Consider the following 22495-nt stretch of genomic DNA (forward strand, 5'->3'; position numbering starts at 1 on the left):
CGGCAGAGTGTGAGGTGATGACAGTAGCCAACCGGGGCCGGATACTGCGTGTCGACCTGTCGTCGGCGTCGGTCGAGAGCCGTCCGGTGCCGGAGCGGTGGCGTCGCCAGTTCGTGGGCGGCAAGGGGCTCGGGGCTCGGTTCCTGTACGACGAACTCGACGCCGGCACCGACCCACTGGGCCCGGAGAACGTCCTGCTGTTCATGCTCGGGCCGGTCTCCGGGCTTCTCCCGGGCGAGACGCGCTACGCGGCGGTCACGAAGTCGCCGCTGACCGGCGGCTTCCTCGACTCCTACGCGGGCGGGACGTTCCCGGACACACTGGCCGGCGCGTTACAGGACCACATCGGGATTCTGGTCACCGGCCGCGCTTCGGAGCCGGTCAGACTCGTCGTCGCGGACGACGGCGCGACGGTCGAACCCGCCGAGACGTGGGGCCAGAACACGGCCGAAACCGACGCGGCGTTCCCCGACGCTGCGGTGGCGTGCATCGGCCCGGCTGGCGAACAGCGCGTCGCGTTCGCGACCATCGCCTCCGACGCCGGCGAACACCACGCCGGCCGGGGCGGTGCCGGGGCAGTGATGGGCGCAAAGGGACTGAAAGCCGTCGTCGTCCGGGGCGACCCGCCGACGGACCTCGCGGAGCTACGGGAACGGTACGCAAAGCGGTACCGCGAGGGCGACACCGGCCAGTGGCTCCACGCCAGCGGGACCGTCGAGACGGTCGATTTCGCCAACGAGGTCGGCGCGCTCTCGACGCGGGGCTGGGAGGACGGCCAGTTCGAGGGAGCCGACAGCGTCGGTATCGAGGCCGTACAGGAACTCGCCGCGGGCCGGGAGTACGACGACGAGGCCAGCCCGGGCGGCTTCCGCGTCCAGACGGAGGACGGCGAAACCGTCCCGCGCGGAGCGACGGCGATGAGCCTCGGTGCCGGACTCGGCATCGACGACTTCGACGCCGTGGCGGCGCTGGGCGAGACCTGCAACCGGCTGGGGCTGGACCTCATCAGCGCCGGGAGCGCCGTCGCGTGGGCCATCAAAGCCGGCGACGCCGGCCTGTTCGACGAAACACTCGATTACGGGAGTCCCGACGACGCGCGGGGACTTCTCGAAGATATCGTCACACGGGAGACGACGCTGGGCGACGCCCTGGCCGACGGGGTCGACGCAGCCTCGGCCCGTCTGGGCGGGGACGACCTCCTGCCGACGGTCAAGGCGATGGAACTGCCCGCCTACGACCCCCGCGGCGCACGGAGCATGGCGCTGGCGTACGCGACCAGCGACCGCGGGGCCTGTCACCGGCGGGCGCTCCCCATCGAGCGGGAGGCCTTCGACGGCGACTGGAGCCCCGAGCGGGCGGCCGCCGCCGTCATCCGCGAGCAGGACCAGCGCTCGGTGCTGTGGTGTCTCGTGGTAGACGACTTCGTCGGCGACGCCTTCGACGACCTCGGCGCGGAGTGGCTCGACGCGGTCGGCCTGGACACGGACGGCGACCTCGCCACCGTCGGCGAGCGGGTGTGGAACCTGACGCGGCTGTTCAACGTCCGCGAGGGCGTCTCGCGGGCCGACGACGAGCTCCCGGCGAAACTGCAGGAACCGCTCGACTCGGGCCCGAACGCGGGCGCGGCAATCGATACCGACTCCTTCGACGCGATGCTCGACGAGTACTACGGACAGCGCGGCTGGGACGCCGACGGCCGGCCCACTCCCGAGACAATCGAGCGACTCGGGCTCGGAGACGCCGTCGACCAGTCGACGCTACCGGCGGACACGGCACTCGGAGAATGACAGACCAGATAGACCTCGACGACCTCGACGTACAGGACGACGAAGAGACGCCGAACCGGGGCGACTGGTTCTGGGGCGCCGAGGGCGACCCCGAAGACGAGCCCGAGCCGGAGACAGACGGGTCGGCGTCGGTGCGGCCCGACGGCGCCGCAGACGCGAGCACGGCTGGGGACACGGACAGCGAAGATGGCTCGGCCGATACGAGCGGCCAGCCGGTGCCCCACGTCCCGCGGGAGAACAAGGACAGGCCGGTCGGCATCCCGACGGCCAGCGGCGGCGCGGGCGGCGCGGCCGCGACCGACACCGACCCCGCCTCGAACGTGGCCGGGGACCCGGCCGCCGGCGAGGAGCCCGTCGAGGCGAGTGGCCCCCACGGCGGCGGCATCGACGACATGACGATGGCCGTGACCTACGACGCGGCCCGGCAGTTCGCCGACCCGCAGCGGGTCTTTCAGGAGGCGCGCGGCTGGGCCGACTGGGTCGGTATCGTCGGCGACGTCGACGCCTTCGTCATCAACAAGTTCCAGCGCGACCACGGCATCGACGCCGACTTCTTCAGCGGCGCGGGCCAGGAACCGGCCGAGCGGCTCGCCGACATCGACGAACACTCGATGTTCTACGCCGAGCGGATGGTGCTGGTCGGCCGCCCGGACGACGAACCGGTCGCCGAGCGGACGGGCTGGGAGTTCATCCCGCTCGCCGACGCCGCCGAGAAAGCCGACTGGGACCTCGCCGGGGAGTGACGCCGTATATTTATTACAGTTGCTGGTCATTGTCATACACGAACGACAATGACACTCCGAACCGCGGTCCGACAGTCGAAGATACTCACCTTCGTGGTACTGGGTGCCTTCGTCTGGCTGTTACTGACACTGTTCGAAGTTGTGTCGACCATCGACTTCGCAACCGGAACAACGTCGTTTGTCGGCCAGAACGCGCTGGGCGGCCTCGCCGGGGTGATGGTGTTGGCCATCGTTCTCGGGGCGCTCGTGGTCCTGTACTCCGAGATAACCGAATCGGACCCGGCACCACAGTCCTGGCCCCCATCGGACGAATGACATACTACAGTTGCGAAGAATGTGGCCAGATGATTGACCTCTCGGCGTTCGAGGGGCAGGCGCGCCGACAGAAATGTCCGGTGTGTGAAGAGACGACGCTGTGGACGCCCGAGTTCGAAGGCGAGGGGGTGTCGTTTTGACGCTCGTCTTCGAGGTGAGCGACCGCCTGTACGAGGCGGCCCAGGAGTGGGCCGACCGGCGGCTAGAGGACATCGACACGGCGATGGAGACCAAAGTCGAGCAGGCGTTGCTGGAGATCGAACACCTCGTCTCGCAGTCCCACGAAGTCGAGTTCGAGGTCGACGGCCGCGAGGTACGGTACGAACCGACCGAGGAACTGGCCGCCTTGCTCCGTCGACAGGCCGAGGAGAGCGGCACCGACGAGAGTACCGTATTGAAAATGCACGTCGACCTGTACGCTAACGCGTTCCTCGATGAGGTCAAAGATGAGGACCAACCGGCCGGAACGCCGGTGGAGTAGTCAGGCAAAGCTTAACTCAACCCACTACAATCATTGATACACAATGGCACACGAAAAATCCAACTGGAAACCGGAAGGCGCGACAGAGACGTACAAGGGCTACGAAGTCTTCGACGGCGGCATCTGGCCCACCGACATTAATCAGAACGACACGATCGAAGACGACGACCACGACCACGACGAGTAGTCACGCTACGCCCGCGGGAACGCTCGCTTGTCCCGCGGCGGCACGTAGAAGTTCGACCGGGACGCGACTTCGATGAACTCAAGCAGGCCGTTGTTCTGCCGGTCCCGGAGTTCGTCGTGTTCCTCCCGGAGCCACCAGCCGTTCATCGCGTCCCGGACCTCCTCGAAGTCCCGCAGCCGTTCCTGCAGCGAGAGGAAGTGAATCCCGGCCTGGCCGCCGTCGACCGTGTTGAAGTCCCGACGGAGGAGAAGCGGCTCCCCGTCCTTGCGGGCGCGGGCGACCTTCTCGAAGTGGCCGACCTCACCCTCCTCGCTCGCGTGCTCGCGGACCATGTCGGCGAAGGGGAGGTCACCCCTGTCGATGTCATCGGGGGAGAACTCCGCCGAGAACAGCCGCTTGACGCGGTCGGACTGGGCGAGTTCCCACCAGGTGTCGAAGGCCTCGTTGATACGGGAGAGGTGGATCGTCGTCCCGCCGGCGTAGGGCCCGTCGTCGATGGTGACGCGGTCCTCGCTGGCCTGCGTGCCTGACCGGCCGGCGAAAAAGCCAGAGAACATGTGTGAGTCCTCGGGTATGTCGGCGGGGACACCCTCCGCGTCGGCGTGGGCCGCCGGGAGCCCCTCACCGACGAACCCGCCGCGGCGGTCGGTGACGGAGAACACGTCGCCGAGTCGGCCCTGAATCTCCGCGTCCGCGAGCGTCGGTCGGGTGTCGAACATCGCCGACTCGGCGGCCGCGAGGTTCGAGGGAACGTCGCTGGCGAGGACGAGCATCGCGTCGAAGGCCTGCAGGTCGGGGTCGTCCGTCCGCGAGAGGACCCGCGGGGCACGTATCGGGGACGAGTCGAGCGAGCCGTAGGTTTCGAAGTACTTGGTCCCCCAGGCGAGCATGTGGAGGAGTCCCTCACTGTTGAACTCGTAGGCGTCTTCGAGCGTCCGCATCGCTAGCTCGACGGTCTCCGCGGCCGCGTCCGACGGCGAGACGTCGAGGTCGAGCATGAACAGCCGGAAGTGACGCGGCAACAGGTCGTTGCCGGCGGCGTCCCGCCGGAGCCCCTCGTTCCAGGCGTGTTGCCGTATCGGGAGTTCGTCGGCCCGCGGGTTCGGGTCGAGGTCGCCCGTCGGCGACACCGCCTGTCTGGCCAGCAAGGAGGAACAGCCGCTGAGACCGGCCGCCCCGGTGAGAGCGGACAGTCGAAGCAACAGCCCACGGCGAGAAGTCATGTTATGTCATCACAAGGAAAGAGCTGCGCGGAGAAAAACTTTGTCTCAGGCGAACAGGTCACAACGGTTTTTTACTCGTCAGTCCGTACCAGTGTCCATGCTAAATATCCTCATCCACACGGACTCGGGACTCGACCTCCCGTTTCCGCCCGACACTGGCGCGGCAGTCCTCGGCGTCGGGCTGGTCGTCCTCGTCGTCATCACGTACGACATCTATCAGCAGCACTGGGCCGGGGAGGGGAGCTGATGGCGACCGAACAGTCGACCTCGCGACTCGACGCCGCGACGGTGCTCGGATACCTGCGGACGCTCGTCTACACGCTCGTCGTGTTGCTCGCGTTTTCGCTGCTGGTCGTCGGGACGATCGGCCTCATCGCCGAACTCAAGGGGAGCTGGCACTGGGCGATCCACCTCGAATCGACTATCAGCTACGTCGGCCTGTTCGTCAGCCGGCTGCTGGTCGTTCTCGTCCCGCTGTTCGTCGTCCTCGTCGTCGGTCGGCGGGTGGTTCCCGATGCGTGAGCGACTGCGTGCGAACCCCTTCGGCGTAGTCGCGGCGGCGTCGGTCACGCTCCTCTGCGTGCTGGTCGCGGGCGCGGGAGCGGTCGCGGTCATCGCACGGTCGGTCAACACCTGGCGGTCGCTCTTTCTCATGGAACAGGCGATGGCGTTCCTGCTGCCCGCGGTGAAGGTCCTGATGATCGTCGGGCTCGTCGCCAGCATGGGGCTCGTCCTTCGGATTCGTTAGCCGCCCGGCTAGCCGATCTGGGCGACGATCTCGTCCTCGAAGCGGACCAGCCCCTCACAGACCAGCGCCGCCGCGAGAAAGAGTCCGTCGTCGGTCTCCTCGCGCATCTCGTCGGCGAAATCGACGACCCACTCGCTGAGGTGTTGCTCGATGAACACCCGCTCGTAGCCGACGGTCTCCGCATCGCCCTCGCGCTGGCGCTCGATGAGATACCTGAGAAACGCCATCTCGACGGCGACGAAGTCGTCCTCTTCGGGGTAGTCCTCGGGGGGTGCCCAGCCCGCCGCGGCGTAGCTGGCATCGACTTCGGCCAGCCCTTCGCCGATGAACTCCGTATCCTCGCGGTAGTTCGTCTCGTGGGGCAACACCGGTGGACGCGGGCCGACGAGCAGGTCCGTGTACTCCAGTTCAAGCTCGTTGCGCACGTCCGCGACCGGGCGGTCCGCGTTCTCGTCGATCCACGCCCGCAGCATCTCGAAGCCCTCGTCTAACTGGTCGTTGATGGAGTCGTCCGGCAATTGAACCTCGCCGGTCAGCAGTCGCTCGACGAACGCTTCCTCGGGTACGTCCCAGAACACGTCGATAACGAAATCGACCAGTTCCAGGCGGGCCTCGTAGACGGCTGCGTCGTTCATCGTTTCTCCCCCTGGTCGAACAGCAGGCGACTCCGACAGTCGCTGCAGTACTCGAAGACGGAGTGTTCGGAGTCGGGCGCCAGTCCCTCGACCTGACTGCCGACCTCCTCCTCGATTTTGTCGGCGGAGGCGACGCTAGTGAACGGTTTGCCACAGCGAACACACTCCAGCATGTCGCCCTCGTGGACGGTCACCCAGGCCTCGCCGCCCCGGTTCTCGGGGAGCAGGGAGAGGTCCAGCCCGTCGTGCATCGTGATTGCCGTCTCCGGACAGCCCTCCTCACAGAGGCCGCAGTTCACGCAGTCCGCGTGGTTGAACGCCAGTTCGCCCTCGCCGGTCCGCTGGATGGCGTCGGTCGGACAGAGGTTCGTACAGGTCGGCGTCAGCGTACACGCGTCGTTGACCTCCATCACGCCGAAGTCCTTCAGGCCCCGAATCACCTCGCGTTCGGGTTCGACGTGGTCGAGGATGGTCCGGACGCTCTCCAGGGTCCAGCCGTGGCTGTCGAAGTCGGGGTTGGGTCGGGGCTCCTCGCGGTCGGCGTCGCTGCGGCCGGTCGCCTCGTAGTCGCCGGCCGGAATCGGCGTCTCGTCCAGCCCGAACTCGACGAAGCCCGAGAGTGATTCGACGAAGGCCGCGGGGTTGCCGGCCTCGGGCGCGAAGAAGCCGACCCGGTCACCTAATCCGAGGTCGGTCGTCGCCCGGTTGAGTCGGTCGACGAGGTCCTGCTTGGGGTCCGGCCCGGAGTGGAGACAGGAGCCGCCACAGCCGACGATGGCGACGCCGTCAGCGCCGGCCGCGAGCGCGTGCATGACGTGGGCCTCGCCGACGGTGTCCGTGCAGTTGACCTGGACCGGGAGAATCGGTGGGTAGTCGAGGTCGCCAGAGCGGACGGCCTTGCGTCCGTGCGCGCGGAGCCGTTCGGCGGCGTACTCCGAACAGACGAACGCAATGACCTGCGTGTCGATACCCCCATCGCCGCGCGAGAGCAGGCCCCCGTCAGTGTCGTCTTCCAGCAGCGCCTCGACCTCACGGGCGAGCCGTCGGTTCGATGGCTCGCGGAGCTGTGTCGCGCCCGTCGGACAGGCGCTCGTACAGGCGCCGCAGTTCTCGCAGGCGGTCTCGTCGAACTCGACGGAGTCGATGGTCGGCCGGTCGACCGCCCCGTGTGGGCAGGCGTCCACGCAGGCCGTACACCCCTCCTGGCTGGACGCCCCCGCCGCACAGACGTCCATCTCGAGGTCGAGGAACTGCGGTTTCTCGATGCCGCCCAGCTGGGATTCGACTGCGGCGATGGTGCCGGCGTCGACAGGCCCGGTGTAAAAGCCCAGCCGACCGCCGCGGGCGTCGTCGCGGCCGCCGGGGTAGATGACCTGGTCGACCTCGACGGTGCGGGTGACGCCGTCCAGGTCGATGGCGTCGGTCGGACAGGTGTCCGTCCACTCGCCGTCAGGGGCGTCAGGGTGGATGTCGACGGGGAACTCGGTCACCATTCCGTCCGGGCCCTCCCGAACGCAGTCCATACAGTCGATGCAGTCGTCGGTGACGCGGGCTCTAAGCGTGAGTTCGTACTCGCCGTAGGAGCCCTCGATGTCGACGACGCGCCCGCGTTCCATCGTCACGTCGCCCAGTCCCTCGGCGTCGGCGAACTCCCGTCCGTCCGCGATGAACGTCACCTCGGCGTCGTCGGTCAGCGAGCGCGCGGCCCCAGGATCACCGACGACGGCGACGCGGTTCCCGGCGTCTTTCGACACCGACCGCGACGGCGCTTCCTCGCGGAGGCCCGCCTGTTTCGCGTTGATGAGGCGGGCCGTCTTGTCGGTGGCCGCGGCCTCGTCGTGGACCCATGCGTTGGTTTCCCGGTGGTCGACGAACACCGACGCCTCGGGGTGAAGTCCGTGTTCGTCGGCGAGCCCACGGATGCGGTCCTGACACGACGGCTCCGGGGTCGTCGCGATGAGCTGGTCGAGGTCGTACTCCTCGATGACCTGTGACATCCCGGCCAGGCCGTCCTGACAGAGGAGTTCGGAACTGGCCACGACGTCGACGCCCTCGACGCCGTCCCGAACCGCTTCGAGGTCGATATCACACGATCCCCCACAGGAACACACAAAGGCACCTGTATCCATTAATCATGCAAAACCATGTCCCGCTAATAGACCTTGCGGAGTGCTCACACATCTATTCGTGAATATAACCCCCAAAATTTTGGTCGGGCAAAAAATTACAGGAATAATAGTGGTAAAATATGACACCTTTTATCATGGAGGACATCGAATGTGTGCTACGTCTAGACAGACAATGATAGACCAGACTGCGTGGCAAACGTGGACAGGACTGGCAATGGGTGGGTACCATACACTATGAGTACACAACAGGAACCAGTCTCACTGGACCTCGACCGGCGCTCGTTCATGAAGGCGAGCGCCCTCGCGGGCGGCGTCGCCCTCGGCGTCAGCGGCGCTGGTCGGGCACTCCAGGAGAGCGGCGAGGAAACGGACGGGACAGACACGGACACCGAACTGACGAAGACGATCTGTAACTACTGTTCGGTGGGCTGTGGCTTCCGGGGCGAGAAGGAGGGTAATTCCTTCGTAGGCATGGAGCCATGGCACGAACACCCCATCAATGCCGGGTCGCTATGCTCGAAAGGGGCCGGCATCTACGAGACAGAGCACTCCGAGAAGCGCCTCAAACACCCGATGGTACAGGAGGACGGGGAGTGGCGCAAGATGGGTTGGAACGAGGCCTACGACCGCCTGGCGACCGACATCCGGGCCCTGTGGCCCGATGACGACGTATCGCCGAGCGAGGCCGTCGACGTCGACGCGGAGCACAGTCGCGAGAGCGTCATGTTGCTCGGTAGCGCCCACCACTCCAACGAGGAGTCCTACGCCATCCGGAAGCTGGCGGCGTTCATGGGCACGAACAACGTGGACCACCAGGCCCGCATCTGCCACTCGACGACGGTCGCCGGCCTGGCGAACACGTGGGGCTACGGGGCGATGACGAACACGGTCAACGACTACCGGAACTTTGACCTGAACATCATCATCGGCCAGAACCCGGCGGAGGCACACCCTATCGCGATGCAACACATCCTCGAGGGGCAGAAACGCGGCGGGACCATCCTCAATCTGGACCCGCGGTTCACGAAGACGTCGGCGCACGCCGACGAATTCATGCGGTTCCGGCCGGGGACCGACGTCGCCCTGATGATGGGCGTCATGAAATACCTCCGTGACGAGCACGGCCTCGCCATGGACTCCGATGCGGACGACAGCGGGCAGAACATGCTCGCCGACCGCGTCCAGGGCTGGGAGGACATCGACGCCGAGCTCGACGAGTACGACCTCGAAACCGTCTCGGACATCACCTGGGTTAGCGTCGAGGACATCCAGCGCATCGGCGACCTGATAAACGAGAACCGACCCAACATCCAGATCGAGTGGGCGATGGGCGGGACCCAGCACAACAACGGGACCCAGAACATCCGCTCGTACGCGGCAACGAGCCTCGCGTCCGGGAGTGCCGCCCGCAGCGGCGGTGGCCTGCAGGTCATGCGTGGTCACGCCAACGTCCAGGGGGCGACCGACCTCGCAGTCGCGAGCCACATCCTGCCGGGCTACTACGGACTGACACCCGGCGGCTGGTCGTGGTGGGCCGACGTGTGGGACAAGAACCCGTACACGAGTGGTTCGACCTCCTTCGAGGACATGTACGGGAAGTTCGAGTTGATGCCGGAGGACCTCTATGTCCGCCAGAGCGCGGTTGCAGAGGGCAACGAGGACATCGACACGTCGATGCCGGCAGACAACTCGATGATGTTCCAGAACGGGCTCACCGTAGCCCGCTGGTTCGAGGGAGCCCTCAATCAGGGCGACCGCTACCAGGAGACGCCCATCTACCAGCCCGACCAGGTGAAGATAGCGTTCTTCTGGGGGCACTCGGCTAACTCGATCAGCGAGATGGAACAGATGAAAGAGGGGATGGAGAACCTCGACCTGCTCGTGGTCGTGGACGTCTTCCCCTCCGTCGCGAGCGTCCTCCCCGACTTCGAGGAGGGACCGCCGGTGTTGCTGCTGCCGGCGTCCAGCCAGTACGAACACTACCGCTCGCTGACGAACACGCACCGCGCGACCCAGTGGTCAGAACCGGTTCGGTCGCCGGCGCACAACTCCAAGCCGGATCTCCAGATCATGCAGGAGCTCGCCGGCTCGCTGGGCTTCGGCGAGCACTTCGACTGGGGCGAGGGCGAGGAGCTGTACAACGGGAAGGCCACGTACGAGGCCGTCGTCCGGGAGTTCAACCTCGGCACGATGACCATCGGTTACCGGCAGGACCCCGAGCGCCTGCAACAACACCTGGAATACGACTACGCGTTCTCCAGCGAGGACCTGCAAGGCGCCGAGGGAACACCCGTCGAGGGCGAATACTGGATGCTCCCGTGGCCCTGCTGGGGCGAGGGACACCCAGGAACGCCCATCATCTGGAACGACGACATGAACCCCAACAACGGGGGGCAGGACTTCCGGACCAGATGGGGCGTTCAGGCTCCGACAGAGAGCGAGTGGGGCGATATGCCCACCGACGACGAGTATCCGTTCCAGGCGACGATGGACGCCGTCGGCGACCGCTACGAGAGCGAGGAGGAAGCACTCGACCTGACGCGTGCGCCGTACGACCCCGACTGGGCCGACCCGAGTGATAAGGCCGCGGACGGAATGATCCACGGCGTGCCGGAGTATCCGGGCTGGAAGACCACGTTCCCGGAGAGCCTCCTCGACCCGAACGAGAAGACGCGGGCTGACGAGCTCACCATCCCACAGCAGCACGCACTTGCGAAGAACGGCTCTGTCTACACCGCCGCACAGGAGCTCAACAACCCGATGAGCTACGGGCAGGGCGCGAGCCAGTCCGGTGCCCAGCCGGCACTCGACATCGATAACCCAGTGTTCGACTGGACCGGAGTACAGAGCGAAGCGTTCGCACAGCATCTCCAGGATACCCACGACATCGACGCGGGGTTCTACGAGGAGTACGACCACCGCCAGGTCGACGCACCGACCGGACGTGGCCGCGCCCGAGCGGTCGTCTGGAACTTCCTCGATAAGGTGCCGGTCCACCGCGAGCCCATCGAGAGCCCGCGGCCGGACCTCGTCGAGGAGTGGCCTGCCAACGGCCAACAGCGGAACTTCTACCGCCTCGACCAGAACAACGAGGTCGAGCAACAGCGGGCCACCGACATCATCCACAACCAGGAGGAAGGCCCGGACCTGGATACGATTATGACCACCGGCCGCCAGGTCGAACACCAGGGCGGTGGCTCGGAGACCCGGTCGAACATCCACACGGCCGACCTCCAGCCCCACATGTACGCCGAGATCACACCCGACAAGGCGGAGGAACTCGGCGTCGACGGTGGCGACCTCGTCGTCGTCTCCTCGACGGACAAGGGCTCGGTCCTGGTGAAAGCCAGGGTAACCGACCGGCCCAACGACGGCGAAATCTTCCTGCCGTTCCACTGGGGCGGTGTGTTCAAAGGCCAGAACCTCGAGGACAAGTACCCCGACGGGACAACTCCCTACGCCATCGGTGACTCGGTCAACGCCATCACTGCGCGCGGGTACGACGTCGAGACCCAGATGCAGGAAACGAAGGTCTCGATGGTCGCCGTGCGACCGGCGACAGAGAGCCTGCTGGAGGAGCTGAACATGGACCCGGACATCTCCTTCCCGCAGGACCGCAACAACATTGGGACACAGAAGGACTTCGACGTCCGCGACAACTCGACGGTGCAATGAGGTGACTTAGAATGTCAACAGGCAACGAAGTAATGCGTGACGGCGTGATGAGTACCGGCGAGGATGCGCGCATCTTCCCGGACGTCGAAGCGTGTATCGACTGTGGCGGTTGTGTCGTCTCCTGTAAACGAACGTGGGACGTTCCGCGTGACGAACAGCGAATCAGCATTGCGACGATGCTGGAAGGCCAGGAAGCCGCGTCGGGGCTCAACGCGAGTAGCGGCCAGGCGATGGCTCAGGGCGAGTCACCCGGTGAGACAGCGGTGCCGATGCAGTGTTACCACTGCTCGAACGCGCCGTGTACCTCAGTGTGTCCGACCGACTCGCTCATCTCGAAGGATAACGGCTTCGTTCGGGTCCGGGACGACCTCTGTATCGGCTGTCAGTACTGTCTCTCGGCGTGCCCCTTCGGCGCGCCGCAGTTCCCGGACGAGGATTCGGGAGTCGCCAACCTCGTCGGCAGCGGTGGCAACATGGACAAGTGTACCATGTGCGAGGAGCGCCAGGACGTCGGCAAGGGGCCGGCCTGCGCCGAGGAGTGTGCCACCGACGCCATCCTGGTCGGGACGCCCGCCCAGATATCGGACGAACTGGACAACAGGGGCAGCGACACGTTCTTCAACGACGTGGCAATGGACATCATCTTTGGCGAAGACGCCAGTGAGTTCCGATGACGACAGAAGAGGACCTTCCGGACGTGAACGGCTACAGCCGTGTCTCGGTGCTCATCAGCACAATCGTCGGTCTCGCCGTCGCGGCGCTGGCCGTCGTCTGGGCACAGGGGTTCAGAATCGGCTACGAATCGCTGTACCGGGTCAACCCGAGTGTCGAGGGTGGCGGTATCGGCTCGGACTGGGTGTTCGGCAACACCATCCCCGCGCTCGATTTCCTCATCGCTCTCATCCACGCGGCCGACGTCATCATGGGTGCGTTCATACTCGTGATGGTGTTCATCCACTGGGCGGCGTTCCAGCGCCTGGCCGGCCAGATGCGGGACCCCGGAGAGGACGTCAGCGAGGCCGTCGCGGCCGACGGTGGCTCGCCGGCCCGCGGCGATGGTCAGGGAGGTGACGGGGCGTGAGCAACCTCGACCACGGGAAGTTCACGCGCGTGACGACACTGTTCCACTCGCTTTTGGGCCTGGACGTGTTCCTGCTGTTTTTCACCGGCTACGCCATCATGTTCAACGACGAACTGTGGTGGATGCTCACGCTCATGGGCGGAGCCTCCGGTGTGACGGCGATACACCGCATCACCGGCATCGGGCTGGTCGCGCTCGTCGTCTTCTGGATCACCCTGCAGTTGATCTCCTCGACCGGCCGGAGCAACTTCTCGAAAATCATCCCCGGGAAGGAAGACATTGACGCGTTCATCCAGGACATCCAGTTCGTGCTGGGCCGGGCTGACGAACGCCACCCGAGCGCGCGCCAGTTCGCCGGTTACAAAGCCGACGAGGTCCCGCTGCTGTCCTACATCGGGAAGGGCGTCGTGGCCATCTTCTCCATCGAGTTGACCCTGCTCGCTATCTCGGGACTGCTCATCTGGAGCAAGACCGGACTCGCCGCGATGTTCCAGACCAAGGCGGCCGCGATGGCCTTCGTCACGTTCCACGGCCTGCTGGGCGTCATCATGCTGATGGGGGTCATGTTCCACATCTTCGAGCACGGGATGCACCCCGCCTTCTACCCCGTCGAGACGAAGGCGTTCATCCCCCGCAGCATGGTGCCGGAACACCACGACGACGACGAGGAGCCGGACACGACGGGTATCGAGCGGCTCTCGCTGTCGCCGTCCTGGCGCACCGTCTCGACCGTCTTCGGCGCGATGACAGTCATCGGCATCGTCTCGGTGCTCATCGGGAGCATCTTCGACGAGGGGTACCCGGTGCCCCGGGAACTCGCCATCGGCGGCGGCCCCTCCAGTATCCTGTTGACCGTCGGTATCAACCTCGGGATGGTCGTGCTCGGCGTCGGGCTCGTGCTGTCGATGTACGGGAACGTCCTGCGTATCCGCTGGGAACAGCAGCTAGAACGGGACGAGCGGCCGGCCGCAGCCGACGGGGGCGAGCCCCAGACCGACGGCGGCCAGCCCGAAGCAGACGACAGCGAGAACTGAACCGACCGACAGCCGCTTTTTTCCGTTCGATTACGCGATCAGCGCCTGCCCTTCCGGCGATAGCTCGACGTCGACGTCCTGCCGCGTCTGCTCCTGAATCTGGTTCAGGTTCCGGGTCAGGACCTGGAGGATGTCTTTGGGCTCCGGGTAGACGAGCATGTTGCCGTCGCCGTCCTCCATGACCAGTTGTGTGTCCGAGAGCGCTACCTGGTCGCCCTCGATGCTGGCGACGATGACGTCCAGCGCCTCCGCGCCGCCGGGGTCGCCCTCGGTCACCTTCGTGATATAGAGCGCATCCAGTCCAATGAGGTCCTTGTACTCGCGGACCTGTTCGGCGCAGGCGACCATGTCCTGTGTCACAGCCGTCTTTTCGGCGTTGCCGTGGTCCCCCTCGTAGCAGTGTTTACAGATTCGCAGTTCGAGACGCATGCCCCTGTCTATGTGATAGGGTCCCATTACCGTTGTGGCGGGGTTCGCTCAACCACTAGGGTTTACTGTGCCGCTGTGCAATGGTATCGTATGGCATCAGCGCTCAACGCGGTGTATCTAGCACTGGTCGTAGTTGTCGGCGTCGTCGGAACGCTGTTTGTCGCGAGTATCAGGTCAGACGACGTCCGGTCTCGGTGGCTCGAGCTGTCGTCGATCGGGGTCGTGGTACTGTTCCTGCTGGCCCTCGGTGTCCAGTTCCTCGCATAGCCACCCACACTGTCGGGAACTGGAGAGTGGGTGCCCAGCGAGAGCTATCGCTGTATTTCTAACCGGAAGGCATCTACAGACGGATATATCGGTCTCTCGCGTGACGAGAGCCGCATTTAGATGGGCTTTGGCGGGGATTATAGATATATATTGCATATATACTTCGTTGTCCTCTGAAAGAGTCCTATATCCTGATTGTTTAGAGATGAATATTCAACAAGAGTGAAGTTCCACGCAGATCTGTGCCGTCAGCAACTATTTGGCGGGTCGCTGTGGCTAGAAAACGACGTTCGATGGGTCTCACCCGGGCTAATAGTAGTACACTCGTTATTGGACCACACAGTGTGTCAGGGTCGTGGTAGCCGTCGTCACCGACCATAGGAACGGGGCGCTCGCACGTGTCTGCAAACGATTTTCCGGCGCAGTGAGCTACAGTCTGTACTGTTGTGCTATCACTGGCCCGGCCATACCTGTCGAAACTTCGGCCATCCATCATGCTGACACAGTACCGTACTCTCGTTCACCTGCTCTGAACGCCGCCGTCGGGAACAGGCGTTGTCCAGTTCGACGACAGTTGGGACTTCCAGAACGGTCTGTGGGAGTTCCTCGCGGAATCGGTCGCCGCGGAACCGGTTTGTCGGTCCCGCAACGCTGACCGCACCGAGGTTCTCGCTGTCGTGGCTGCCCACCGGCGCAGCGACGCAGACGTCTCCGGCAGATGCACGGCGCTCACACAGCAGACCGACGTGCAATCCCACAACAGAAAACGGTTCGGAGCGGATTCGTGGCATCAGGCCGGGAACACCTGAGCGTGGCAGTTCCCAGAGCTACCGCGGCCACACTCCGGTTCGCTGTCCGCTCAGACGACAGTGACGGGGTTTTTCAGTGTCCCGATGGACTCGATGTCGATGGTGACCTGGTCTCCCTCCTGCAGCGTGAAGTCGTCGTCGGGAACGAGCGAGGTCCCGGTAAGCAGTACCGACAGTTCGGGAACCGCGTTGTGTGCGGTGTAGTACGAGACGAGTTCCTCACAGGTGCGTTTCATCTCGCTGGTGTTGGTCTCCCCGCGGTAGACACGGTCACCGTTGCGGTGGATCGACATCGAGAGCGCCAGCGAGTGCGGATCTTCGATGTCTGTGACGACGGCCGGGCCGACCGCACAACAGCGGTCGTACACCTTGGCCTGGGGGAGGTACAGCGGGTTCTCCCCTTCGATAGACCGACTGCTCATGTCGTTGCCGATGGTGTAGCCGACGATCTCCCCCTCGTAGAGGACGATTGCGAGCTCGGGCTCTGGCACGTCCCAGTCCGAGTCGGCTCTGATTCCGACTGCTTCGTCGGGCCCGACAGTTCGATTAGGCGTCGATTTGAAGAAGATCTCCGGTCGCTCCGCGTCGTGGACGTAGAGATACATCTCCGGCGTGTCGCTTTCCTCTTTCCGCGCCTCCTCGCTTATCTGGTACGTGACGCCGGCGGCCCAGACTTCGTCTGCACTAACAGGGTCGGTCGCGTCCGTTTCGAGTTGCTGTTCGGACACTGTCTCTGCGGCATCGAGATGGCGGGCGCTGAGTTGATCCGGTTCGCTATCCGCAATCGAGGCCGCCTTCAGGAGGTCACGGAAGGTTCGCAGCTGGGGTTTGACGCTGGTCAAATCGTATGCCCCGTCGTCAGTGGCGGCTACTAGCCGCTGGGAATTACTGTCGCGTAGCTGGTAGTACCTCATACTATGTAGCAAACTACAACAGGACATGAATCTTGTGCTGCCGCCGCCTCCGTGAGCTGGCGGCGACGACCGCCGACAGCTATCTTGGAGGTTCTGATGTATGAACTGCATCGCCGGTCCACGTTAGCACGCTCTGCAGGGTCACGCGACGGGAACCACCTGCCGTCGGCCGCTGGCCCGTTGTTCCACGGTCAAACCACCGTTCACCAACACCGAACAGTACGAATGACAGACGTACATACGTTATTCTGCCATCCCAGTGACCAGGTAGAAAAACACAGCGTTACCGCGCCCAGAAACTGGTCTGGAAACCCTCCCAGTCGGAGACCGGTGCAGATATCCTCGTCTGGTGTGACCTACACTCTCTCCTGTCCCCGTCCTTCCCACATTCAGCTCTAAAGAGTTACCTACCACCGCTACTTGTGGATACAGCTATCGAAAATCCGCATTCCACAGTTATATCCGCTTATCTTATCGTCCAGACCTCAAAGCACCAGATATAGTTCTATATTTCTGGTATTTATTTCCAAATGGCGTTACCCAGCTCTACTGAACCGAACCTGCCTTACTCGGGAGTCTGGAACACACGGACAGTGTCCCGGTTCCCGTCCATCGAATCGATCTCAGCGAGTCCACACGCTGTGAACACCGCGTTCCAGTCTCGGTAGAACAGCGGGACGCTGTCATCGACGTAGTTTACCTCGCCCGCATCGCCGCCCTCGTTCTCGACGGTGATCAGCAGGCCATCGACGATGCGGGCCAGTTCCCCGAACGCCCAGTCGACGTCCGGGTGGAGATGCTGCAGTGTTTCGACGGAGAATACGACGTCGTACGTGTCGTCTGGAACGTCTGTGACGAACTCCTCGATAGCCTTCGCGTGGAACGAACCGCTGGCCGCGAGGTCGGGGTACGTCTCAGCGAGGACGTCTAACGCATCGGCGTTGATATCGACGCCGGTCAGGTCGGAGTAGCCAGCCTCAGACAACGCAGCGAGGTGCCGCCCGGAGCTACAGCCGACCTCCAGAACGGCCGCGTCCCGGCCGACGTGATCCTCGAGTATCGACTTCAGTAGCTCACTCGTCTCGTCGGCCCCGTAGTACGCATAATACGTCGGAGAGTATTCGCCGGACCGGTCGGCCCACTCCGCACGAATATCGTTAGAGTCCACGGTCAAGTCGGGAGGTGCAAACGGAAAGTTCTGCCGGCTCAGCCGCGACAGCGGTGCACCGACCGAAAAACGCAACACGAACCCAGGCGACCGATTCGGCATGGTCTGGACAGTAATGCCGGACTTCGAGCGGTACGACGAGGCCCGCGACCAGTTCGCCTGGGACCTGCCGTCGTCGTACAACCCGGCCGTCGATTTCCTGCGGAAACACGAGGACCTCGACAGGGTGGCGCTCGAACAGGCGTACCCCGATGGGCGCCGCGAACAGTACACGTTCCGCGAACTGGACGAGCTGTCGGACAGACTCGCAGCGGGGTTGGCCGGTCTCGGTGTCGAGGCCGGCGACCGGGTCGGCGTCGTCGTGCCACAGAAGCCACAGAACCCGATCACGCACCTGGCGAACTGGAAGCTCGGTGCCGTGTCGGTTCCGCTGACGGTCCTGTTCGGGACGGATGCGCTCCGGTATCGGCTGGACGACGCCGGCGTAACCGTCGCCATTATCGACCCGGCAGTGCGTGACGACGTCACCGGGGTCAGGGACGACTGTCCGGCGCTGGAACACGTCGTCGAGATCGAAACCGACGAGCCGTCGGACGACGTCCACGCCTTCGAGGACGTCCTCGCCGCGCCAGAAACCACCGACATCGAGCCCTACGAGTCCACGCCCGACACCGACACGGCGATACTGTACACGAGCGGGTCAACGGGCCCGCCGAAAGGGGTCCGTCACTCCCACGCGCTCTGGCTCGGGCGAGCAGCGGCGGCGTACAACTTCTTCGACCAGGGGCTTGGACCGGACGCGACAGTCTGGACGCCCGCGGACTGGGCCTGGGGTGCGGCGCTCGGTGGCACGCTCTTTGCGACGTGGCACCACGGCGGGACTATCGTCGGCTACCCCGCCTCGGGGTTCGAGGCGGAGGAGGTGTTTGGCCTGCTTTCGGAGTTCGACGTCTCCCGGTCGTTCATGCCGGCCACTGCCCTCCGACTGCTGATGGATATCGAGAACCCGACAGCGACGTACGACCTCGCCATCGAGACGTTCGCCGTCGGCGGCGAGTCGCTGACGCCGGAGATCGTCGACTGGGTGGCAGAGACGTTCGACTCGGTCACCATCAACGAGTTCTACGGCCAGACGGAGTTGAACCTCGTCGTCGCCAACAACTCGAACTGGTTCGACACCCAGCCCGGCAGCATGGGCAAGCCGCTGCCGGGGTATGACCTGGCGATTCTCGACCCCGAAGCCGCCGACCGTGGCGTCGCTGACCCCCTCCCGACCGACGAACTCGGCGAGATAGCGGTGCGGCCACACGACCGCTCGGTATTTTTCGACGAGTACTGGAACATGCCGGAGAAGACGGCGGCCAAGGAGGTCGATGGGTGGTTCGTGACCGGCGACCTGGCCAGGCGTGACGACGACGGCTACGTCTGGTTCAAATCCCGCAAGGACGACGTTATCATCACGAGCGGCTACCGCGTCGGGCCGATGGAGGTCGAGAGCGCGATCCTAGAACATCCCGACGTGGTCCAGGCGGGTGTCATCGGCGTGCCGGACGACACGCGCGGCGAGATTATCAAGGCCTACGTCGAGGCAGCCAGCGACGCACCGACCCACGAGACGCTCCGGTCCGAAATCCGGTCCGTCGTCAGGGACCACCTGGCCGAGTACGAGTACCCTCGCGAGATCGAGTTCGCGGATGCGTTGCCACAGACAACCAGCGGGAAAATCCGGCGGCCGGAACTCCAGGAGTGGGACGCCGACGGCGGACCACCGTAATCCCCGAGACGCTGGCAGCCACGAAACGCCTGCATGCGGTCGGGTATCCGCTATCTCGGGAGACAGTTATATTTAGAATGTCCCTACTGGCCTATACATTCGAAGGGTATACATCTATATGCCACTCGAATATTTACAGATTGTTGTTAGTTCGGGGTATCTGGTTCTACAATCTGAAATACGAGTCGATACACCATCAGATATACACTAAATTGATTGTAAACCCGTGGACGTTCGGTACTGTAACTCAACCCGGATGTGAGACAGTAATCGGGTACCCGGCGAACATACTCCTGCCGGTTCGGCTCCCCGCTGACGTGCGACCACTCGACTGATTGTTCTACCGTTTATCTGGCAGTGGGCCTGCGATAAGCTGCTCGTAGGTTCAGAAGGTATGAATGGAACGGACAGCCAGGATTGCCCGGCGTTCGGACGCGGGTAATCCCGTTTGCCTCCTCCACCCCGCGACCCCACGAGCGACGGGTGTTCGATGGTCCGCTGCTCACTTCCGTGCCTGGCGGAGTGCCATCGTTTAACCACGTGGGCGCACCCCTGCAGGTGCGACCACGCGGACCGCCGTCCCCGCGGGACGAGGCTTCCACGTTAGCTCACGGGGTCCACGTCCGTCAGACCGGACGCCCCCGGTGTTCGGTCCCCGCTCAAGACCACAGTGCGGGCGAGGAGGGGGGCCTAGCCCCCCGACCTAGTCCATCTTGAACTCCGCCGTCGCCCCATAAGGACCTTTCGGATGCGCCCACAGACCGCTGGACGACGCCCCGGTGGGCAGACGAGCCTACAGCAGGCCCAGCGCCCGCGCGAACCACGTGCCGCCGAGCGGGATGAGACACCCGGCGATGACGACGCCCCAGCGGTGGTGTTCCATCAACGTCGACTCAGTCAGCCCCAGCACGAGGCTCTCGGGGACGGTAACCGCCCAGAGGAGACTGAGAGCGACGATGAACACGCCCATGCCGATGCTTGCACCCGCCGCGACACTCGGGTCCGACCGACCCTCGCGGCCGGCCGCCAACACGATGATGCAGACGAGCGCGAATACGCCCGGCAACAGCGGAGACAGCGTCCCCGAACTGTAGTACGCCCCCACAGCACTCGCTGTCTCGACGAGCACGTACGGGACCGCGAGCACGAGGAGATATAGAACGCAACCGACGATGCCGACAGTTGGAGCGAGCCGCAAGTCGTCCATATCGTCGCTGTGTCCGGCGGCGTCTTAACAGCGACGTTCGAGCGAAACGAGGAAATGTCGTCTCTCCGTATCCGTGGCTATGGGACTTGGTTCCACCGCAAAGAAGATACAGAAGGTCGCCGATATCGCTGAGGACCTCTACAAGAAGGTCAACGAACTGAAAACACAGCTCGAGGACTTGCGAAGCACGGTCGACGAGACGAACGCCCGCGTCGACGGGATGGAGCAGGAACTGGCCGAACAACGCGCGCTCATCGAGGCACTGGCCGAAGATCGGGGCGTCGACACGGAGTCGGTGGTGGCCGAAGTCACTGCGAACGCCGACACGGCAGAAGCTGTCTCGGAATAACTCCAAGATAGCGGTGTCCTCGCGCGTCGGAACCGGTTGGTTTAAACCATAACGTCGTTATACCAGTGTACGTAGGGCGCTTAGCTCAGCTTGGACAGAGTGCTTGGCTTCGGACCAAACCGTCGGGGGTTCAAATCCCTCAGCGCCCGTGATTTTGTGAGGAACAGACGTGACGAACAAAGAGCGTCTGCTGAGGGATTTGCATCAGGGAGGAGCTTGATCCGACCGTGGTTCAAATCCCTCAGCGCCCGTATCGGTTGGTATTGCCGGTTTTACTCCCTACAAACCTTCTAAACCGAAATCTGATTTTACCCCCTCGGTTGCTTTCGTTCGACAGTCGAACGGTTCCGAATCACAGTGGCGACGTCTGGTGATTCGTGTACATCTACACCTTTCTCCACGGAAAAATCAATCGCCAATTGAGGCGTCACCATCGCTTGTGTCGGTTAATTCACGGCGTTCAAGAACCTTCCCAAGCGCTGTCAAATAGTCCGTGCTGAATATAGAGACTGTCTCGGTCAGATTATCAGTGGAATATCTTGACATCCACTAAAGCAAACAGGGTTCAGGAACAGGTAGCGGCTCACACCCAGGTTGCGAGACAGTCGGTTGAGCAGAACGAGATGTCGATATCTGAGTCGGACTCCTCAGGGTGTACCCGAAGCGTGTACGCCTTGGTATCGGTGTCGCAATTAGCGCAACTCATATCCACTGTCAGAACTCGATACCAGTTTGTTATAGAGTATTTACTAGGCGGTTACGCGATGCAGAGACAAGGAGACTACCTGTTTATCGATGCTACCGGAGTCTACGTCGACAGCGCCGGTCCCCTCTGCCTCGTTTAATTACCAATATTGTGATTGCGACCTGCTAAATGTGCGCTCAGTAGGCAGCAGAGTCTTTCTCACCTGGTCAGTTTTTGTCAGTAACAGTGTGACCGATACAGAGCGTGAGTTCAGCGGGTCAGCTTCCGTGTCTCGGAAACAGAACGAATACGCGGGCGATCAGTCAGCCTGCTCCGGGAGCGGGCCCATGAACTCGAAGCCGTATTTTTCGCCGGTGGCGAACAGGGACTGGAGCATCTCTTCGGTCGGTTCGACGGGCGCGGGCAGTGATCGGTCGTCGGCCTGCTGGCCCACCTCGCGGAAGAACCCTTCTGGGCCACCCGGACTCATCACTGCGATGACACGGGCGGTACTGTCGCCCGCATTCGCAAAGCCGTGGGGCTTGCTTCCGGAGACGTAGTCCGACATTCCAGGGCCGAGGATGCGGTCGTCGCCATCGACGTGGAGGCGGATTTCGCCGTCGATGACGTGGAACACTTCACTCTGGTCGTGGGTGTGGAGTCCGTTCTCGAACAGCGGCGGGACGAGTATGTCCAGGACCAGGTATTCGCCATTCGTCGTGTCGCTGTCCGCGGTGATCGATATGGTCGCGCCGAGGACGTGGTAGTGGTCTGCGGTACTGAATCCCTGAGATGATGTGGTAGTCATATTTTCCTCAGGCTAGGAACGCTAGCTGAGATGATAAGTACGGATTG

The 22495-nt window shown here is 63.7% G+C and carries 25 protein-coding genes, 1 tRNA gene and 1 other RNA gene; 17 read left to right on the plus strand and 10 right to left on the minus strand.

Annotated elements, in window-relative coordinates; genetic code table 11:
* Nucleotides 1-14 precede the first annotated feature (14 nt).
* The 6 genes from KZ498_RS16695 to KZ498_RS16720 are packed head-to-tail and all read left to right on the plus strand — an operon-like array spanning nucleotide 15 to nucleotide 3513.
* The gene (locus tag KZ498_RS16695; RefSeq protein WP_312620253.1) at nucleotides 15-1787 is read left to right on the plus strand and encodes an aldehyde ferredoxin oxidoreductase C-terminal domain-containing protein; all 1773 of its coding nucleotides are present in this window, start codon (nucleotides 15-17) and stop codon (nucleotides 1785-1787) included.
* Entirely contained in the window at nucleotides 1784-2530 is a 747-nt protein-coding gene (locus KZ498_RS16700; protein ID WP_312620254.1) for a hypothetical protein, read from the plus strand. Before KZ498_RS16695 ends, KZ498_RS16700 begins: the two co-directional genes overlap by 4 nt.
* A 48-nt stretch (nucleotides 2531-2578) precedes the next feature.
* On the plus strand, nucleotides 2579-2845 hold the full coding sequence (locus KZ498_RS16705) for a hypothetical protein (protein WP_312620255.1): 267 nt from the start codon (nucleotides 2579-2581) through the stop codon (nucleotides 2843-2845).
* The gene (locus KZ498_RS16710) at nucleotides 2842-2985 is read left to right on the plus strand and encodes a hypothetical protein (protein WP_312620257.1); all 144 of its coding nucleotides are present in this window, start codon (nucleotides 2842-2844) and stop codon (nucleotides 2983-2985) included. Before KZ498_RS16705 ends, KZ498_RS16710 begins: the two co-directional genes overlap by 4 nt.
* Nucleotides 2982-3326, plus strand: a complete 345-nt coding sequence (locus KZ498_RS16715; protein ID WP_312620259.1) for a hypothetical protein — start codon at nucleotides 2982-2984, stop codon at nucleotides 3324-3326. The genes KZ498_RS16710 and KZ498_RS16715 overlap by 4 nt, the downstream gene beginning before the upstream one ends.
* 43 nt (nucleotides 3327-3369) lie before the next feature.
* Nucleotides 3370-3513, plus strand: a complete 144-nt coding sequence (locus tag KZ498_RS16720; RefSeq protein WP_312620260.1) for a hypothetical protein — start codon at nucleotides 3370-3372, stop codon at nucleotides 3511-3513.
* A gap of 5 nt (nucleotides 3514-3518) precedes the next feature.
* Here the strand turns inward: KZ498_RS16720 and KZ498_RS16725 are convergent, their stop codons facing one another.
* On the minus strand, nucleotides 3519-4736 hold the full coding sequence (locus tag KZ498_RS16725; RefSeq protein WP_312620261.1) for a hypothetical protein: 1218 nt from the start codon (nucleotides 4734-4736) through the stop codon (nucleotides 3519-3521).
* A gap of 97 nt (nucleotides 4737-4833) precedes the next feature.
* On the opposite strand from KZ498_RS16725, the gene KZ498_RS16730 reads away from it, so the two are divergent.
* From KZ498_RS16730 to KZ498_RS16740, 3 genes are read left to right on the plus strand one after another with little or no spacing between them, the layout of a single operon-like run.
* Nucleotides 4834-4983 carry a hypothetical protein gene (locus KZ498_RS16730; RefSeq protein ID WP_312620263.1) on the plus strand — a complete coding sequence of 50 codons (150 nt, stop codon included), beginning with the start codon at nucleotides 4834-4836 and terminating at the stop codon, nucleotides 4981-4983.
* Nucleotides 4983-5258, plus strand: a complete 276-nt coding sequence (locus KZ498_RS16735) for a hypothetical protein (RefSeq protein ID WP_312620264.1) — start codon at nucleotides 4983-4985, stop codon at nucleotides 5256-5258. Before KZ498_RS16730 ends, KZ498_RS16735 begins: the two co-directional genes overlap by 1 nt.
* On the plus strand, nucleotides 5251-5484 hold the full coding sequence (locus KZ498_RS16740) for a hypothetical protein (protein WP_312620265.1): 234 nt from the start codon (nucleotides 5251-5253) through the stop codon (nucleotides 5482-5484). The genes KZ498_RS16735 and KZ498_RS16740 overlap by 8 nt, the downstream gene beginning before the upstream one ends.
* Before the next feature lie 8 nt (nucleotides 5485-5492).
* On the opposite strand, the gene KZ498_RS16745 is transcribed toward KZ498_RS16740, so the two are convergent.
* Both KZ498_RS16745 and KZ498_RS16750 read right to left on the minus strand, forming a co-directional pair.
* Nucleotides 5493-6119 carry a molecular chaperone TorD family protein gene (locus tag KZ498_RS16745; RefSeq protein WP_312620266.1) on the minus strand — a complete coding sequence of 209 codons (627 nt, stop codon included), beginning with the start codon at nucleotides 6117-6119 and terminating at the stop codon, nucleotides 5493-5495.
* Nucleotides 6116-8248 carry a 4Fe-4S dicluster domain-containing protein gene (locus KZ498_RS16750; RefSeq protein WP_312620267.1) on the minus strand — a complete coding sequence of 711 codons (2133 nt, stop codon included), beginning with the start codon at nucleotides 8246-8248 and terminating at the stop codon, nucleotides 6116-6118. The genes KZ498_RS16745 and KZ498_RS16750 overlap by 4 nt, the downstream gene beginning before the upstream one ends.
* Before the next feature lie 234 nt (nucleotides 8249-8482).
* Here KZ498_RS16750 and KZ498_RS16755 point away from each other — a divergent pair, with 234 nt between their 5' ends.
* The 4 genes from KZ498_RS16755 to KZ498_RS16770 are packed head-to-tail and all read left to right on the plus strand — an operon-like array spanning nucleotide 8483 to nucleotide 14038.
* Complete coding sequence (locus tag KZ498_RS16755) at nucleotides 8483-11923, plus strand: formate dehydrogenase subunit alpha (RefSeq protein WP_312620268.1); 3441 nt, start codon at nucleotides 8483-8485, stop codon at nucleotides 11921-11923.
* An 11-nt stretch (nucleotides 11924-11934) separates the two neighbouring features.
* Entirely contained in the window at nucleotides 11935-12597 is a 663-nt protein-coding gene (locus tag KZ498_RS16760) for a 4Fe-4S dicluster domain-containing protein (RefSeq protein ID WP_312620269.1), read from the plus strand.
* Nucleotides 12594-13004: a hypothetical protein gene (locus KZ498_RS16765; protein ID WP_312620270.1), complete on the plus strand. Its 411-nt coding sequence runs from the start codon at nucleotides 12594-12596 to the stop codon at nucleotides 13002-13004. Before KZ498_RS16760 ends, KZ498_RS16765 begins: the two co-directional genes overlap by 4 nt.
* A complete protein-coding gene (locus KZ498_RS16770; RefSeq protein WP_312620272.1) occupies nucleotides 13001-14038 on the plus strand; it encodes a cytochrome b/b6 domain-containing protein in 1038 nt (345 codons plus the stop codon). Before KZ498_RS16765 ends, KZ498_RS16770 begins: the two co-directional genes overlap by 4 nt.
* 30 nt (nucleotides 14039-14068) lie before the next feature.
* Here KZ498_RS16770 and KZ498_RS16775 read toward each other — a convergent pair whose 3' ends face one another.
* Nucleotides 14069-14467 (minus strand): hypothetical protein, encoded by a 399-nt coding sequence (locus KZ498_RS16775; protein WP_312620274.1) that lies wholly within the window; start codon nucleotides 14465-14467, stop codon nucleotides 14069-14071.
* 90 nt (nucleotides 14468-14557) lie between these two features.
* Between KZ498_RS16775 and KZ498_RS16780 the strand changes: the two genes are divergently transcribed.
* Entirely contained in the window at nucleotides 14558-14734 is a 177-nt protein-coding gene (locus tag KZ498_RS16780; RefSeq protein ID WP_312620275.1) for a hypothetical protein, read from the plus strand.
* 452 nt (nucleotides 14735-15186) lie between these two features.
* Here the strand turns inward: KZ498_RS16780 and KZ498_RS16785 are convergent, their stop codons facing one another.
* The 3 genes from KZ498_RS16785 to KZ498_RS16795 all read right to left on the minus strand — a co-directional run bounded on the left by KZ498_RS16785 (nucleotide 15187) and on the right by KZ498_RS16795 (nucleotide 17625).
* The gene (locus KZ498_RS16785; RefSeq protein WP_312620276.1) at nucleotides 15187-15525 is read right to left on the minus strand and encodes an IclR family transcriptional regulator C-terminal domain-containing protein; all 339 of its coding nucleotides are present in this window, start codon (nucleotides 15523-15525) and stop codon (nucleotides 15187-15189) included.
* A 68-nt stretch (nucleotides 15526-15593) separates the two neighbouring features.
* Nucleotides 15594-16457, minus strand: a complete 864-nt coding sequence (locus KZ498_RS16790) for a fumarylacetoacetate hydrolase family protein (protein WP_312620277.1) — start codon at nucleotides 16455-16457, stop codon at nucleotides 15594-15596.
* Between the two features lie 565 nt (nucleotides 16458-17022).
* Nucleotides 17023-17625, minus strand: coding sequence for a class I SAM-dependent methyltransferase (locus tag KZ498_RS16795; protein WP_312620278.1), 603 nt, complete (start codon nucleotides 17623-17625; stop codon nucleotides 17023-17025).
* A 100-nt stretch (nucleotides 17626-17725) separates the two neighbouring features.
* Here KZ498_RS16795 and KZ498_RS16800 point away from each other — a divergent pair, with 100 nt between their 5' ends.
* A complete protein-coding gene (locus KZ498_RS16800; RefSeq protein ID WP_312620279.1) occupies nucleotides 17726-19399 on the plus strand; it encodes an AMP-binding protein in 1674 nt (557 codons plus the stop codon).
* 401 nt (nucleotides 19400-19800) lie between these two features.
* On the opposite strand, the gene ffs is transcribed toward KZ498_RS16800, so the two are convergent.
* Both ffs and KZ498_RS16810 read right to left on the minus strand, forming a co-directional pair.
* Nucleotides 19801-20113, minus strand: an RNA gene (ffs, locus tag KZ498_RS16805) — signal recognition particle sRNA.
* 79 nt (nucleotides 20114-20192) lie between these two features.
* Nucleotides 20193-20606: a hypothetical protein gene (locus KZ498_RS16810; protein WP_312620280.1), complete on the minus strand. Its 414-nt coding sequence runs from the start codon at nucleotides 20604-20606 to the stop codon at nucleotides 20193-20195.
* Nucleotides 20607-20685: 79 nt separating this feature from the next.
* Between KZ498_RS16810 and KZ498_RS16815 the strand changes: the two genes are divergently transcribed.
* Together KZ498_RS16815 and KZ498_RS16820 are read left to right on the plus strand one after the other, a co-directional pair.
* Nucleotides 20686-20955 carry a DUF5798 family protein gene (locus KZ498_RS16815; protein WP_312620281.1) on the plus strand — a complete coding sequence of 90 codons (270 nt, stop codon included), beginning with the start codon at nucleotides 20686-20688 and terminating at the stop codon, nucleotides 20953-20955.
* 74 nt (nucleotides 20956-21029) lie between these two features.
* Nucleotides 21030-21104 (plus strand) — tRNA-Arg (locus KZ498_RS16820).
* A gap of 855 nt (nucleotides 21105-21959) precedes the next feature.
* Here KZ498_RS16820 and KZ498_RS16825 read toward each other — a convergent pair.
* Nucleotides 21960-22448 carry a cupin domain-containing protein gene (locus KZ498_RS16825; protein WP_312620283.1) on the minus strand — a complete coding sequence of 163 codons (489 nt, stop codon included), beginning with the start codon at nucleotides 22446-22448 and terminating at the stop codon, nucleotides 21960-21962.
* Between the last annotated feature and the right edge of the window lie 47 nt (nucleotides 22449-22495).

The sequence above is a fragment of the Haloarcula sp. 1CSR25-25 genome (assembly GCF_032027985.1).
Lineage (GTDB): Archaea > Halobacteriota > Halobacteria > Halobacteriales > Haloarculaceae > Haloarcula.

Bases quoted from the DNA above. Each gene is read 5' to 3' on its own strand.
- KZ498_RS16775 (WP_312620274.1), bottom strand. From the start codon at position 14,467: ATGCGTCTCGAACTGCGAATCTGTAAACACTGCTACGAGGGGGACCAC.
- KZ498_RS16765 (WP_312620270.1), top strand. From the start codon at position 12,594: ATGACGACAGAAGAGGACCTTCCGGACGTGAACGGCTACAGCCGTGTC.
- KZ498_RS16705 (WP_312620255.1), top strand. From the start codon at position 2,579: ATGACACTCCGAACCGCGGTCCGACAGTCGAAGATACTCACCTTCGTG.
- KZ498_RS16740 (WP_312620265.1), top strand. From the start codon at position 5,251: ATGCGTGAGCGACTGCGTGCGAACCCCTTCGGCGTAGTCGCGGCGGCG.
- KZ498_RS16785 (WP_312620276.1), bottom strand. From the start codon at position 15,525: ATGCCACGAATCCGCTCCGAACCGTTTTCTGTTGTGGGATTGCACGTC.
- KZ498_RS16735 (WP_312620264.1), top strand. From the start codon at position 4,983: ATGGCGACCGAACAGTCGACCTCGCGACTCGACGCCGCGACGGTGCTC.
- KZ498_RS16800 (WP_312620279.1), top strand. From the start codon at position 17,726: ATGGTCTGGACAGTAATGCCGGACTTCGAGCGGTACGACGAGGCCCGC.
- KZ498_RS16750 (WP_312620267.1), bottom strand. From the start codon at position 8,248: ATGGATACAGGTGCCTTTGTGTGTTCCTGTGGGGGATCGTGTGATATC.
- KZ498_RS16730 (WP_312620263.1), top strand. From the start codon at position 4,834: ATGCTAAATATCCTCATCCACACGGACTCGGGACTCGACCTCCCGTTT.
- KZ498_RS16755 (WP_312620268.1), top strand. From the start codon at position 8,483: ATGAGTACACAACAGGAACCAGTCTCACTGGACCTCGACCGGCGCTCG.
- KZ498_RS16825 (WP_312620283.1), bottom strand. From the start codon at position 22,448: ATGACTACCACATCATCTCAGGGATTCAGTACCGCAGACCACTACCAC.
- KZ498_RS16760 (WP_312620269.1), top strand. From the start codon at position 11,935: ATGTCAACAGGCAACGAAGTAATGCGTGACGGCGTGATGAGTACCGGC.
- KZ498_RS16700 (WP_312620254.1), top strand. From the start codon at position 1,784: ATGACAGACCAGATAGACCTCGACGACCTCGACGTACAGGACGACGAA.
- KZ498_RS16725 (WP_312620261.1), bottom strand. From the start codon at position 4,736: ATGACTTCTCGCCGTGGGCTGTTGCTTCGACTGTCCGCTCTCACCGGG.
- KZ498_RS16815 (WP_312620281.1), top strand. From the start codon at position 20,686: ATGGGACTTGGTTCCACCGCAAAGAAGATACAGAAGGTCGCCGATATC.
- KZ498_RS16810 (WP_312620280.1), bottom strand. From the start codon at position 20,606: ATGGACGACTTGCGGCTCGCTCCAACTGTCGGCATCGTCGGTTGCGTT.
- KZ498_RS16720 (WP_312620260.1), top strand. From the start codon at position 3,370: ATGGCACACGAAAAATCCAACTGGAAACCGGAAGGCGCGACAGAGACG.
- KZ498_RS16780 (WP_312620275.1), top strand. From the start codon at position 14,558: ATGGCATCAGCGCTCAACGCGGTGTATCTAGCACTGGTCGTAGTTGTC.
- KZ498_RS16790 (WP_312620277.1), bottom strand. From the start codon at position 16,457: ATGAGGTACTACCAGCTACGCGACAGTAATTCCCAGCGGCTAGTAGCC.
- KZ498_RS16710 (WP_312620257.1), top strand. From the start codon at position 2,842: ATGACATACTACAGTTGCGAAGAATGTGGCCAGATGATTGACCTCTCG.
- KZ498_RS16745 (WP_312620266.1), bottom strand. From the start codon at position 6,119: ATGAACGACGCAGCCGTCTACGAGGCCCGCCTGGAACTGGTCGATTTC.